Consider the following 14,356-nt stretch of genomic DNA (forward strand, 5'->3'; position numbering starts at 1 on the left):
TGGCGGTGACAGAAATACAGGTAAAATACACCACACTGCCGTAGCAGAGCTTAAAGAATTATTAGATTCATTCTGATTAGGTGTTATTTATGTCATACTCAAAAAAAGTTCAAGAAGCAAGAATGTCTTTCACTTTTGATGATTTTCTTTTAACTCCAAATGCAAGTTACGTTGAACCTAAGGATATCTGCACAGATATTAAACTAGGTAAAGGCATCAAACTGAATATTCCTGTTTTAAGTGCAGCTATGGATACTGTAACTGAAGCAGAGCTTGCAATTGCAATGGCACAGGAAGGTGGTGTCGGAGTCATTCACAGAAATCTTTCAAAAGAAAGGCAGGTTGAAGAAGTTAAAAAAGTAAAAAATGCTGAAGACTTGACAATTCGTGATGTTATAACAATTTCTCCGGATTCCACAATAGCTGAAGTTCAGGAAAAAATGAGAGATGAGTTAATCAGTGGTCTTCCTGTTGTTGAAGGTGATGAAATTATTGGAATTATCTCAAAAAGAGATATCAGACCAGTTTTAAAATCAGAACCTAATAAGACAGTTAAGGACATCATGACTTCCGATGTTGTCACAGTTGAAGAAGGGGTGTCTGCTGAAGAGGCATTGAACATCGCTTATGAAAACAAGGTCGAAAGGCTTCCTGTTGTCCATGACGGAAAACTTGTGGGAATCATTACAATCAAGGATATCCTTAACCAAGCCCAATACCCAAATGCGGCACGTGATAATAATGGAAACTATTTGGTTGCTGCTGCATGTGGACCATTTGACTTGGATAGAGCAATGGCACTTGATCAAGCAGGTGCGGATATCATTTCCATTGACTGTGCTCATGCTCACAACATGAATGTCGTCAAGTTTACAGAAACCATTAAAGATAATATTGATGCAGAATTATGTGTAGGTAATATTGCTACTGCTGAAGCTGCTGAAGATTTAATATCAATGGGTGTGGATGCACTTAAAGTCGGTATTGGTCCGGGTTCAATGTGTACTACCCGTATTGTGGCTGGTGTTGGTGTACCTCAGCTTACTGCAATTTCAGATGTTGCTGATACTGCTCGCGATGCTGGTATTCCAGTTATTGCTGATGGAGGTATCAGATATTCTGGTGATGTTGCAAAAGCTATTGGTGCCGGTGCAGATGCAGTTATGCTTGGAAACTTACTTGCAGCATCCTTTGAAGCTCCTGGTGAAATTGTTGTAATGAACGGTAAGCAATACAAAAAATACCGTGGAATGGGATCTATGGGTGCAATGACCAGCGAATATGATGGTGGAGCTGACAGATACTTCCAAGGTCAGAAAAGTAAAATGAACCACACAAAATATGTTCCTGAAGGAATTGAAGGTGCTGTACCTTATAGGGGAACTATTGCGGAAATTCTATTCCAGTTAGTTGGTGGTTTAAAATCCTCCATGGGTTATTGCGGTGCAAAGGATATTGCTGCAATGAAGGAAAAAGCAAGATTTGTTAGGATTACAAGCAGTGGTATTAAAGAATCCCACCCTCATGATTTGTTAATTACTAATGAAAGTCCTAATTATCCAACATTTGAATAGTTGGGTAATTTTTTTCATATTTTTAGATGAGATTATGGATATGGCATGAAGATTTATGGGTAATTAAAATTTCTCATCTAAATTATATTTTTTATCGTGTGTTAATTGTTTTTTCTTAGAAATGCTAATTTTTAGCAAACCTTTAAATATTAGTAAATACTATATTATTACATTAGATAATTTTATGATTATTTTAGATAATCTATGTAAATTGAAATAATTTGCATGTTTTAATTAAATTTTATTTATTACGGAGAGATATTAAATGGCAAGAACTAAAAAAGTTGGTATCACAGGAAGGTTTGGTGCAAGATACGGAAGAAAAGCAAAAAGATCTGTTAAAATCATCGAAGAAAACATGAAAAAAAATCATGTTTGTCCTAAATGTGATAGACCTTATGTAAAAAGACAAGCTGCTGGAATTTGGAAATGCAGAAAATGTGGTGCAGTATTCACTGGAGGAGCTTACGTTCCTGAAACTCCTATGGCAAAATCTGCAGCACGTAGTATCAGAGATATTCGTGTGGAGGAATAGACGTTGTATAGATGTCCACGTTGTGGAGCAGAAGTAGACCATAAAAGCTACATGGAAAATAAATGTCCTAAATGTAGATATAGGATTTTATTTAAAAATGTTCCAGAAACAACTAGAGTTATAAAAGCAAGATAATTTATCTGCTTTTAAATATTTTTTTACTATTTTTGATTTTATGTTAATTTCAACTTCTAGAAAACCTTCTCAAAAAACAAGGAAGTTCTGTAAGAATTTAGCACACTCAACAGGTTCAGTATCTGTTAATAGAGGAAAAATGAATATGCGTGAACTTCTTTTGAAGGCTTTGGAATTGGAAGAATTTAACTTGGCTGTCGTTAATGAAATTAAAGGAAATCCGAGTAAAGTCACATTCTATTCAAATAAAGGTGATGTTTTACTTGTAATTCTTATTGGAGCTTCACTTGAATATGATAAACTGAATATTGCTCCATCAAAATTGAAAATAGTTTCACAGGTTGAAAAGCTTGATGTCTTAGGTGAAATCCTCGACATTGAGTTGGTTGATAAAGCAGAAGATAATTATATTTTAATTTCCAGTGATAATGATTTGATAGCTAAAATTAATTTTGTTAATAAGTTCGGAGATAAAACCAACTTCCAGATTAACGTTAAAAAAATTTTAGAGGGTGCACATGAGTGAAAGTCCTCTAGAATCAGTCAAAAGTGATATAGCTATTGAATTTGATAACAGCCAACAGGCCAAAATAATTTATGATTCCATTATTTTGGAATTCGATACAGCTCCAGATTACAGGTCATCAATGACTATTGAGTTGGATGGATCTAAAATATTGATTAATATCGATGCTGAAGATTCCACATCCTTTAGAGCTTCTGTTAATTCTGCCATAAAGTGGATTAAATTGGCATTAGAAATAAATAATTTAACAAATTAATGTTCATATAATAATTAAAAATAAAATATAAGGTGATATTATGGAGATTCCTGAAAATATTCAACATCAATTAAATCAGTTTCAACAATTACAACAACAAGCTCAAGCTGTAACTATGCAAGTTCAAAATGTTGAAGTTCAAATTCAAGAAACTGAAAAAGCATTAGAAGAACTTAAAAAAACCGATGAATCAACTGAAGTATTTAAACAAGCAGGTACATTACTCATTAAAGTGGAGTACAAGGATGCTTTAGCTGATATGGAAGATAAATTAGAAACTCTTGAGTTAAGAAAACAAACCATGACCCGTCAAGAAGAAAGGGTTATGAAAAAACTCGAAGAGATGCAAGCAACTATTCAAACTGCTATGCAAGGAATGGGCCAATAGGCTTAATTCTTCATTTTCTTTTTTTTATAGATTTTTATGTCAAAGTTAAAGGTATTATCTAACGACGATTTGTCAACTATTTCTGACGCATTTGGTGAAATTCTGGAACAGGAAGTTTCAAAAGCTATTTCAACCAAGGAATTGGAAGATTTGGATTTGGATATTGTTCTTAATTATGAAAATGGACAGTTAGATGTTGATGTTGATGTTGGAGTTATCTTTGATGAGCTCTCAGAAATTACTCAAGACCAAATCTCCAAAGCTATTGATGAAGCCTATTTGAGGTTTGATTCATACATTGATGAGAATTTCAGGGTTTAATTATTTTTTTTCAATGTTGTGGTATTACTTTTTAATTATTTTTTACTAATTATGGTAATACTTTTTTATAAAAAAGTATTTATATGACAAAGTACTATCTTTAATTAAGTTTGAAGTGATATCAATAGCTTAGCAATATAAGGACAAACACGTAATACTATCTTTCAATTTCCCTCTTTAATCAACTTCAAACTTTTCACTTTATTTTTTTCAATTTGACTTTATCAAGCAAATTTTATTAATTTTTGATAGCTTTAGGTGCCCTTAAAAATTCAATTTCATTAATTATTGTATATTATTCATTACTGTGCATTTTTATATTAAATTTTTAAACAATTTATAAATTTAATTAATTTTTTAATATTTTTATTTATTCAATTTTACTTTAATTTTTTTAAACTTTAGTAACATTTATATACTATGTCAATTAATTTAATAAATAGAGGTTCATAACATATTTGTTATTTATCTAAATTGATCATTATTTTTATTCTCGAGATGGGTCGGAAAACATTTCGACCTTTCTCACCTCCTTGTGTGTAGTTTTAAAATATTAATACTTGTTTTGTCTAACTATAATTATGATTAAGAAAATACCCGTTATTGATTTAAAACAGCACCAGGCGGTAAGCGGAAAATCAGGTATGAGGGATACTTATCAGCCATTAAGAACTGTTTTCGCACCTTCTGCAAATCCTGTTGAAATAGCCCAGGGGTTAAAATTGAATGGGGCTGATGAGATGTACATTGCAGATTTGGATTTGATAGAATCAGAAGGCCACAATGTTTCAGACATTAAAATGGTTAATACTATTCTGCCGGTAATGTTTGATGGTGGTGTTAAAAATTGCGAATCATTCGAATTTTTCCTGGACTATGCATATAAAATAATTATTCCGACTGAAACCCTCGAAAGCATTGATGAAATGGAAAAAATCTTTGAAAAGTATCCTAAGGAAAGGATTGTCGTAAGCATAGATGTCAAGGATAATGAGCTCTTTTCAAAAAATTTGGATTTGACATTGGATGAATTTAAGAAAATCCTGAAGAGATTGGATCCTAATGAAATCATTATATTGGACATTACAGGTGTGGGCACTGAAAAAGGATACAACAAGGAACTTTTAAACAAGTTCGAAGATATGAAAGATAAGCTGATTATTGCGGGCGGTTTAAATAAGGAATCTCTTGGTGAGTTAGATTCCCAAGGCATAAAAAAAGTGTTGATAGGAACCAGCCTGCATTCCGGTGAAGTAAATCTTTTAGATTAATACACTTAAAATGAGATATGGGAATAGACAAGCTACAACGAATAATACTATTCCTACACCTAATTTTGTTTTACTTTCTTCAAGTGAACCGGAAATAACAAGTATAATTGCTAAAAATCCAAGGATTACTGGGAGAATATGTGAAAATAAAATTGTTCCATTTGCAGCCATTTTTAATCACTATTATAATTTATTAATTTTTAAATTATTTAAAGATAACTTAATTCTATTTTAATTATATGTATTTTTTACTTTAAATAAGTTTTTTATTCTATAAGTTATATACATTATAGCTATGAGGGGAAATATGCATCATCATCACAAAAAAGCAGGTCAGAATTTGGCTTTTGTTTTTTTTATGAACCTGACATTCAACATTATTGTGATTGTCGGAGGATTGGCCACTAACAGTATGGCAATCCTCGCAGATTGTATTCATGACTTGTCAGATACCATTTCAATCGCTTTGGCCTGGACATTGGAGAAGGTTTCCCAGAAAGATTCGAATGAAAAATATTCCTATGGTTATCAAAGGTTTTCCATTCTTGGGGCAGTAATAATTTCTGTTTTTGTCATAGTAATGGCTTTCGTAATACTTTCAGAGGCTATTCCACTGTTATTCTCTCCCGAAGATGTTGATGCTGAGGGCATGCTGCTTGTTGCAATTGTTGGAATAATTTTCAAATCCGTTTCAGTATATCGTTTGCACGGCGGTGAAACATTCAATGAAAAGGCAATTTTATTTCACCAGCTTGGAGATGTATTCGAATGGGTGGCAATTCTTGTATTGAGCATTGTGCTAATGTTTTGGAAGGGTGCTCCTTATTTGGATCCTTTCGTATCCATCGGAATAGCCTTGTGGCTGATATTTAATTTAGGCAGAAATCTCTATAAGTCCCTGGAGGTTCTGCTTCAAAAGACTCCTGATAATTTCGATATCGAAGAGTTCAAAAGTCAGATTATGGCAATCGATGGTATAATGGCCATTGAAAATTTTCATATATGGTCCCTTGATGGTATTGATTCAGTAATGACCTTGAAGGTTAAGGCAGACTTTGGAAAAAATGCTGAAGAAATTAAAGAAGAGATTCATGACATTTCAAAGGAATATCATATTGTAGACATTACAATAGAATTTGACTAAAAAAAATAATTGGAGATTTTTACGATGACACTTGTTGCTATTGGGCCGGTGACCAAGGATTTGGTTGTAATCGGAGATGAAAAGTCCTATAAGGTAGGTGGGGCGACATACTTTCAAAGTTTTGTTTTTGAGGAATTCTTTCCTGATTACCTGGCCATTGTAAACTGTTCTGATGAAGAATTAATTGAGGATTTCCCTGATTTGGCAAAAGTTGAAGTAATAAAGAAAGATGATACTCATTTTTTCATTAATCAATATCCTTTTAAGGAAAATAGGGATATAAGAAATCAATTCAGTAATTTTGCTGAAATTCCAATTTTAAAAGGTGATTTGGAGCCTATTCTTCCTGATGATATTGATGCTTTTATCATCAATCCTTTAAATCGCTATGATTTTCCTGCTGAAACGGTTGAATATCTGAAAAGTTTCAATGTTCCTATATTTTCATCAATACAGGGATTCCTAAGACTTCCGGACAAGCAAGTAAATGAAAGTTACACCATAAAATTAGATAACTTCGATGAGCTAAGCCATATTTTAGAGGGGTTTTCTGCAATATTTTTGGATGAGGCAGAAGCAAACATAATTGGTGACGGCTATGATGTGGATGAGGTGGTCATAACAGATGGAAGTCATGGATCCAGAATCATTTCAGATGGTGAAATGAAAATCGATGCAGTCCAATGTGAAAATGTGGTTGATACGACTGGGTGTGGAGATACATATATGGCAGCATATGTCTCACAAAAATTATTGAACAAATCAAGTAAAATTGCCGCAGAATTCGCATCTTTAATTGCAAGCAAGAAAATTCAAAAATCAGGACCTTATAACTCAAAATGATAATGCAAATTATGACGTTATGTTAATTGCTATTTTTTATTATTACTTATTGGTTTTTATAAGCAATTAATTAAATTTACATTATTTAGAAAACTTTATTAATATATATAATTATAATTATATATGGCTTTTAATTTTTTTTAAACACTACAAAGGGTCATCATGTTAAACAAATCATCTAATATAATCGAAAAGGAATTTAAAAATTTACGTAAGGAGCTTTTAGATTTAACTTTAAGAAATCAACTTCTTAATTTTAAAACTAGGGCAAAGACTATCACTATAGTAAATCAGTCTCCTGTAAATCTTTTTCAGACATTGGTTCTGCAGGAAAACAAAATGTATTTTGTAGCCAATAAAAAAGATAAGAAGGAAGACAAATCATCTGTCTGGGATCATATTCCATTTGATTTTTCAAAGTTTTCCGAGGGGGATAAGAAATTAGCTACAGATTTGACTCCTAAGGAGCTCCAAAAGAGATTATATTACATCAATAACCAGGCAAGAACAATGCTTCAGGAGCAGGGTTACAACATTTTATATTTGGCAATCGGATTTTTGCAGTGGAAGGATAAATCCAAACCAAGACAAAAGAACAATGCTCCCCTGGTGTTAATTCCAGTTGCAATGGAGAGAAAAAAGGTTGGAGAATCATTCAATCTTGAATGGACTGGAGAAGATATTCAAACTAACATTTCACTTAAAGCTAAATTGCTAGAAGCAGGAATAGAACTTCCGAATTTTGAATTTAAAAGGTATGGCGAAGTTGTTGATCATTACATTGCCAGCGTTCGCCGTGCCGTTTCAAGAATGGATGGATGGGAAGTTAACAGCAATGTCGCTTTAGGATTTTTCAGTTTCACAAAATTTGTAATGTATAACGATTTGAACCCGGAAGCATGGGCAGATAATGTTGACCTGACAAAAAATGAATTGATTCAGGCTATTTTCAATCCTGCCAAAAACGACCAGGAAGCTTTCAGGGAAGAGGACATTGATTCGCAGCTTGAATACCGTGAAATGTATCAGGTACTGGATGCCGATTCCTCTCAAATTGCTGCCATTCAGGACGTCAAGTCAGGGCGTAATTTGGTTGTGGAAGGTCCTCCGGGAACAGGTAAATCACAGACCATTGTAAATTTGATAGCAGAGCTGCTGGCTGAAGGCAAATCTGTTTTATTCGTATCGGAAAAGATGGCTGCATTGGATGTTGTAAAAGACAGATTAACAGGTGTGGGTTTGGGCAAGTTTGTTTTGGAGCTGCATTCCCATAAGACCAGACGTAAAAAATTTCTGAAAGATCTGCAGAAGGCAACCAATGTGAGGGCTCAGGAACCATTGAATATCGATCAGACCATTCGAAAGCTTGAGACTTTGCGACGTCAGCTTGATGATTATTCTCAGATTATTCATATGCCGTCATTTGCCGTTAATTTGTCTCCTTTCCAATTATATGGGATGAAGGAATCAGCAGATGATCACTTTTCAAGAAATAATGCCATCATGCCGTTAGTCAGATTCCAAAATCCAGAATCAATTTCATTAAAAGAATTGGATGACCTGAAAGTATCATTGGAAAACTTGGCAGAGCTTTATCAAACAATTTCCAAAGAGAATCCATGGAGTAAATGCGCTCCAAAGAGTCTGCTTCCGGCAGACTTGAGGGAAATTGAAATGCTGATTAATGATACGCTTCATGCCCTTGATAATTTCCTTGTTGAGAGAGGGAGAGTTTATGATATCTATGGAATCAAAAAGCCGGATACATTAAATGAGTTTCAAAATTCCCTTTCTGCTTTTGAAATCATCAAGTCCCAGAATGCCGAACTGATTGACGGAAGCATCCTGAAATCAGGTGCATGGAACACTAACAATGATGATGCATTTAGGTTAATACAGGAGCTTGAAAGGTATCAGAAATACTCTGGCATTTTAAATAAATTCAACCAAAGTATTTTTCAGGCTGATATTGATGGGCTGATATATGAGTTAAGAAATATTTCCAATAAAAAGTTCAGGTTCTTCAACAATAAGCAGCACATTGAACTTGTTGAGAGGTATTATGCCGTTCCGGTCACCGGCAGTGTTGAAGATATTATAAGGGATTTGCAGGAAGCAAAAGCCATTATCAAAATGAGAAATAATCTCGAAGCCAACAGAGCATTGGGTGAGAAATATTATGGTGCATATTGGCATTTAAATGCTAATCCAAATGATTTAAAGGCAATAGCCAGGTGGATGAATGAATTCACAGCGCTTGTTCGTGACGGAACATTTTCGGAAAATACCATTGACCTGATGAGCAAGGACATGTTTGACATTAACCCTGAAAGAGACCTTGCCGAATACATTGATTCAGGTGAGGAGTTTGTACGTGTTCTTACAAAGCTTAAGGATAAGTTGAATCCGAGAAGCAAGTTGATATTCAAAAGGGAAACAGGTGATGTAAGCTTTGAGGCATGGCAGGAGCAGCTATACAAATGGAGAGGTCAGCTTTCCAGTCTCCATTTATGGTCACAGTACTTGAATACCAAAAACGCTTTGAAAAGTTCAAATGCAGCAATGTTTGTAGATTCTATCGAAAAAAGGAACATCAAAAAGGATGATATTGAAGCATTGGTCGATGGAAACTTTGCAGACTCACTTTTAAACATATTATTTGTTGAAAATCAGGAACTGGCTACATTTATTGGAGAACTGCATGAAAATAGGATTAGGGAATTCAAGGATTTGGATAAGAAAATCCTTGTTCTAAACAGGAAAAGAATTTTCCACAAATTAAACAGCAACATTCCGAAGATATTCGGAGGAACAGAAAATCCTCAGGCAAAAATACTTGCAGGGGAATTTACAAGAAAAAGCGGACACATGCCAGTTAGAAAACTCCTAGAAAAAGCGGGAGGTATGATAAAACAGATCAAACCTTGTTTCATGATGAGTCCGTTGTCCATTGCACAGTATTTGGATCCTACTAATGAAGAACTGCAGTTTGATGTAGTTATCTTTGATGAAGCCAGTCAGGTAAAACCCGAAGATGCATTAGGTGCATTCATGAGGGGTAAAACTGCAGTTGTTATGGGAGACACTCAGCAATTGCCTCCTACATCATTTTTCGACCAGATGTCTGATGCAGACAGTGATGAGGAGGAAGCAACTTCTCTTGATATGGAAAGTATCCTGCATTTGTGTAAGCTTTCATTCCCAGTTAAAATGCTTAAATGGCACTACAGGTCACGTCATGAGTCATTGATTGCAGTATCAAACAGGGAATTTTATGATGATGATTTGCTGGTATATCCTTCACCTTCACATTCAGATCCTGAATTGGGTTTAAAATTCCATTATAACCCTAATACGGCATATGATAGGGGTTCATCATCTGCAAATCCTCTTGAAGCAAAGGATGTTGTTGATGAAATTTTCAACCACTTTGAAAAGTATGGCGATACAAAAAGTTTGGGTGTCGGAACATTTTCCGTTGCACAGAAAAATGCAATTCTTGAGGAATTGGAGGTCAGGCGTAAGGAAAAACCTCAATATGAACCTCTATTCTCAGACAATAAGGATGAACATTTCTTCGTTAAAAACCTTGAAACTATCCAGGGGGATGAAAGGGATGTCATTTTAATCAGTGTAGGTTATGGTTTTGATAATGACAGAAAGATGTCACTCAATTTCGGTCCTCTAAACCAGGATGGTGGGGAAAGAAGGCTTAATGTATTGATTACCCGTGCAAGAGAAAAATGTGTTGTTTTCTCAAACTTCAAGGCATATGATATGAAATTAACCGCTAATCCTCCGTATGGTGTAAAGTCTTTGAAGGAATTTTTAGAATATGCTGAAAACTTAACTTTAGGAACTAATGGGCCTGAAATGCATACAAAAGAACCATTTGAAGATGCAATAGCCAGTTTCCTTGAAGAAAACGGGTATATTGTAGATAGACAAATTGGATGTGCAGGATTTAGGGTAGATTTGGCTATTGTTGATGATGAAAATCCTGGAAAATATATATTGGGAATAACAACCGACGGAAAAATGTATTCCTCAAGCAAAGTAGCTCGTGACAGGGACAGACTTCGTGAACAGGTACTGACAGGTCTTGGCTGGAAACTTTATCATTTGTGGTCAACAGATTGGTACAGAAATAGGGATTTGGGACGTAAGAAATTATTGGAATTTGTTGAAAAGTCCATTAAACAATCCCGCGAAGAAGAAAGGCGCAAATCAGAGGAAGCTAAAAAATTAGCAGAAAAACGCAGAATTGAAGCTGAAAAACAAGCTGAAGAATTGCGATTGGCTCGTGAAAGGGAAGAAGCTGAGAAAAAAGCTCAGGAAGAAGCTGATAATCAAGTGAATCCCGAAGATATTGGTCCAAGTGATTTTGTTGAAGTCGAAAAGGTGGATGATGGGGATGTTCTTGAAAAGCCTATCGATGTAAGTGAAATCAATCCGTCTGATTTCTTTGAAGATGATTCGATTGAAAATGAACCGGAAAAGACAATAAAAGAAGAAAAAACATCTGATGTTAAAGATGCTTCCGAGTTTGTTGTGGTTGAAGATGTTGAAGATAAATCAGAAAATACTAATGTTGAAGATGCTTCCGAGTTTGTTGTGGTTGAAGAGAAATCAGACTCCAATGTTGAATTGGATGATGCTTATGTAGAAAATGATTCGGAATTTGTTGTAGATATTCCAGAATCTGCCGATGACGATGTAAAATCTGTTGAAGATTCATTGGATGTAGAATCAGAACCGTTGGACGGCGATGTAAAATCTGTTGAAGATTCATCAGATGTTGATGTTGAATCAGATTCAGTGGGTGAGGGCGTAAAACCTGTTGGGGATTCATCAGATGTTAAAGTAGAATCGGAATCAACTGAAGATGATGATTCCGAGGTATGGGAATCAAAAGATGAAGATGTCTCTCAAAATGATGATGCAGAAGTTTGGGAGGATGATGAAGGAGTTTCTCCTGAAGACAATGCAGAAGTTTGGGAGGATGAAAAGGATTATTCTGATGAAGACCGTGGAAATAAGTTCAATCCTATAAAAGAAAAAATTAAATCATTATTTAAATCGGATGATACTGAAGAAAAAATGGACAAGAATCCTTTATTTTCAGGACTTAAATTTACAAAGGATTTAGGCGAAAATTCAGATTTGGAAAAGGAATTCGAGGAAACTGCAGAAAAAACTTCCAAAGAAGTAAAATCAGCAGATGATAATAAGGAAGATGTCGTTGATTTGGGTTCTGATGACGATTACATTTATGTCGACCACAGCCATGATGATGAACGTGTCCTTGAAGAGGAACCTGTCATATTGGAAGATTACGTTGAACATCAAAAAGAGAATTATGATGATTTTGCCGTTGATGATAATGACAATGGCAATGTTGAAATTAAAGAGGATGAAACTGTCTTTGAGGATGTTGAAGAGGAAGTCATTGAGCAGGATTCAGTACATGATGATTATGAATCTGTTCAGGAAGATACAGAAGAAATTAAGGAGTCCAAAACAGCTTCAAATGATGAAAATATAGAATTTAAAGATTCCATCAACTCCAATGCAGATGACTCCAAACACGAATCCGAAGTTGATTTGGGTTCTGATGATGATTACATTTATGTCGACCATAGCAATGATGAGCCAACAGATGATGCAGTAAATGAGGAAGTTGCTCTGGAAGAGGATTCTCAGCCAACTTCAAATAAAAAGAAAGAAAATGCCAAATCAAAAATGAAACATAAGTTTGATTCATTCATATCTGATGTTATTAACAATGCCGATTCTCAATTGGAACCTGAAGAAATTGAGGTTGTTCGCGGTGAAGTCATTGAAAAAGATAGCGAACCGTCATATAAACCAGTTCCTGAAGATGAATTTGCAGTTGAAGCAGAAATAGTCAACAGTGAAGAGGAATTGAATATTTTCAATGATGTGCTGCCTGATTTGGATAATGATGTTTCACCTGATGGCAATGAAGAGAATATCATTGAAAATTATGAAGATTTGGAAAGGCCAACTCCAAAAATTGATTTAGAAAATGAGGAACTGAATATCTTCAATGATAATCTGCCGGATATGGGAGAAGAGGATATTCACCGTGAAGCAAGGGATGTTGTTGACAAGGCAATGGACGAATTCATGGATGACTTGTTTGATGATAAGAAAGCATCAGATGAAGAAGTCATCGAAGACATTTCTGATAATGAAGAAAATGTTTGGGATAATGAAATCACTGAAGGGGATTCTGGCAAGACCAAGGAAGAATATGATGATGGCGTTACATATTATCAAGGTTCTAATGATATAAACAGCAAACTTAGAAAGAACAACCTTTACTATGATGAAGGAGAGAAGCACAGGTCAGTCAGAGATTCCATTCGGGGATTTAAAAAGGACATGAAATATATCAATAAATCCCTAAAGGAAATAGAAAATCCTACTCATGTTGATTATGTTTCTGTAGTTGACAGAACCGAAGAATATGATCCTAATGATTATTTGAACATGCCTAGTGATGATGATTCTCAATTGATTATTGAACGGGAAGAAAAATTGTCCTTTGCTGAAAAGGAAGAAAAAAGAATAGAAAAAGAAATGATGGCAGGGTCATTTGAAAATGAATTGGATGACGATGTCATTGTTACTGTCAATGATGAGAATAGAAGAGAAGAGTTAAGGGATCAAGCTTTGGAAAATATTATCCAATCTGCAAATGAAGATTACAAGGAAATAGAAAAGGAAAGATATCAAAGCAACAATAAATTAAAATCATTTGATGATAAAAAACTTCCTGGAAAAAGAAAAATGGAAGATACCATTGTCGATTATGTTGAAGCAACAGACATCGGATTAAGTTCCGCTGATGATTTGTATAAGAAACCATCCAGTGAAGTGGCAAAATCAATCAGCAATATTGTAGATGTGGAAGGACCTATCCACGTTAAGGAAGTGGTCAAAAGGGTTAGAGACAGCTGTAAAATTAATAGGGCAGGAGCTAACTTGAAAAAGACAGTCAATGCTGCAATCGATGAGGCTGAAAATTCAGGAAATATTATCAGAATTGGTGACTTCCTTTATGACGCATCCAATAATAATGTACTTATCAGAAAAAGAAACAAGCCTAATATAGACCTTATCAGTGATGAGGAGATATCTAAAAATATTGAAACAGTATTGCTTTACAAACATAACATGAGCACAAAGCAAATCGCTAAGGAAACTTCACGCAATTTCGGATTCAAATCTACATCTAAAAAGACTGCTGATAGGATTAACAGTGTTTTGGATTTGATGATTGCAAACAATAAAGTTAAAATAACCAATGATGTTGTTGAACTTATCTAAGGGGGAT

Annotated in this window: 12 protein-coding genes; 11 read left to right on the forward strand and 1 reads right to left on the reverse strand. The window is 34.7% G+C overall.

Annotation, left to right across the window (positions count from 1 at the left end):
- Positions 1–89: 89 nt before the first annotated feature.
- The 8 genes from guaB (at position 90) to QZV68_RS05505 (ending at position 5,006) form a co-directional block, all read left to right on the forward strand.
- Positions 90–1,574 carry an IMP dehydrogenase gene (gene guaB / locus QZV68_RS05470; RefSeq protein WP_296879342.1) on the forward strand — a complete coding sequence of 495 codons (1,485 nt, stop codon included), beginning with the start codon at positions 90–92 and terminating at the stop codon, positions 1,572–1,574.
- Positions 1,575–1,839: 265 nt separating this feature from the next.
- Positions 1,840–2,109 (forward strand): 50S ribosomal protein L37Ae, encoded by a 270-nt coding sequence (gene rpl37A / locus QZV68_RS05475; protein ID WP_292608966.1) that lies wholly within the window; start codon positions 1,840–1,842, stop codon positions 2,107–2,109.
- A 3-nt stretch (positions 2,110–2,112) separates the two neighbouring features.
- The gene (locus tag QZV68_RS05480) at positions 2,113–2,244 is read left to right on the forward strand and encodes a DNA-directed RNA polymerase subunit P (protein WP_292608962.1); all 132 of its coding nucleotides are present in this window, start codon (positions 2,113–2,115) and stop codon (positions 2,242–2,244) included.
- Positions 2,245–2,284: 40 nt separating this feature from the next.
- Entirely contained in the window at positions 2,285–2,770 is a 486-nt protein-coding gene (locus QZV68_RS05485; protein ID WP_296879344.1) for a ribonucleotide-diphosphate reductase subunit beta, read from the forward strand.
- A complete protein-coding gene (locus QZV68_RS05490) occupies positions 2,763–3,026 on the forward strand; it encodes a KEOPS complex subunit Pcc1 (protein WP_296879346.1) in 264 nt (87 codons plus the stop codon). Before QZV68_RS05485 ends, QZV68_RS05490 begins: the two co-directional genes overlap by 8 nt.
- Positions 3,027–3,066: 40 nt before the next feature.
- Complete coding sequence (locus tag QZV68_RS05495) at positions 3,067–3,414, forward strand: prefoldin subunit beta (RefSeq protein ID WP_296879348.1); 348 nt, start codon at positions 3,067–3,069, stop codon at positions 3,412–3,414.
- Positions 3,415–3,450: 36 nt separating this feature from the next.
- Positions 3,451–3,735 carry a DUF3194 domain-containing protein gene (locus QZV68_RS05500; protein WP_296879350.1) on the forward strand — a complete coding sequence of 95 codons (285 nt, stop codon included), beginning with the start codon at positions 3,451–3,453 and terminating at the stop codon, positions 3,733–3,735.
- Positions 3,736–4,316: 581 nt separating this feature from the next.
- Positions 4,317–5,006, forward strand: coding sequence for a HisA/HisF family protein (locus QZV68_RS05505; protein WP_296879352.1), 690 nt, complete (start codon positions 4,317–4,319; stop codon positions 5,004–5,006).
- Here the strand turns inward: QZV68_RS05505 and QZV68_RS05510 are convergent.
- Entirely contained in the window at positions 4,998–5,177 is a 180-nt protein-coding gene (locus QZV68_RS05510; protein ID WP_296879353.1) for a hypothetical protein, read from the reverse strand. The genes QZV68_RS05505 and QZV68_RS05510 overlap by 9 nt on opposite strands.
- A gap of 124 nt (positions 5,178–5,301) precedes the next feature.
- On the opposite strand from QZV68_RS05510, the gene QZV68_RS05515 reads away from it, so the two are divergent.
- The 3 genes from QZV68_RS05515 to QZV68_RS05525 all read left to right on the forward strand — a co-directional run bounded on the left by QZV68_RS05515 (position 5,302) and on the right by QZV68_RS05525 (position 14,349).
- Positions 5,302–6,150 (forward strand): cation diffusion facilitator family transporter, encoded by an 849-nt coding sequence (locus QZV68_RS05515; protein WP_296879355.1) that lies wholly within the window; start codon positions 5,302–5,304, stop codon positions 6,148–6,150.
- A gap of 24 nt (positions 6,151–6,174) precedes the next feature.
- The gene (locus tag QZV68_RS05520; RefSeq protein WP_296879357.1) at positions 6,175–6,993 is read left to right on the forward strand and encodes a PfkB family carbohydrate kinase; all 819 of its coding nucleotides are present in this window, start codon (positions 6,175–6,177) and stop codon (positions 6,991–6,993) included.
- Between the two features lie 162 nt (positions 6,994–7,155).
- On the forward strand, positions 7,156–14,349 hold the full coding sequence (locus QZV68_RS05525) for a DUF3320 domain-containing protein (protein ID WP_296879359.1): 7,194 nt from the start codon (positions 7,156–7,158) through the stop codon (positions 14,347–14,349).
- The last annotated feature ends 7 nt before the right edge of the window (positions 14,350–14,356 follow it).

The organism is uncultured Methanobrevibacter sp. (genome assembly GCF_902801725.1).
Taxonomy (GTDB): Archaea; Methanobacteriota; Methanobacteria; order Methanobacteriales; family Methanobacteriaceae; genus Methanocatella.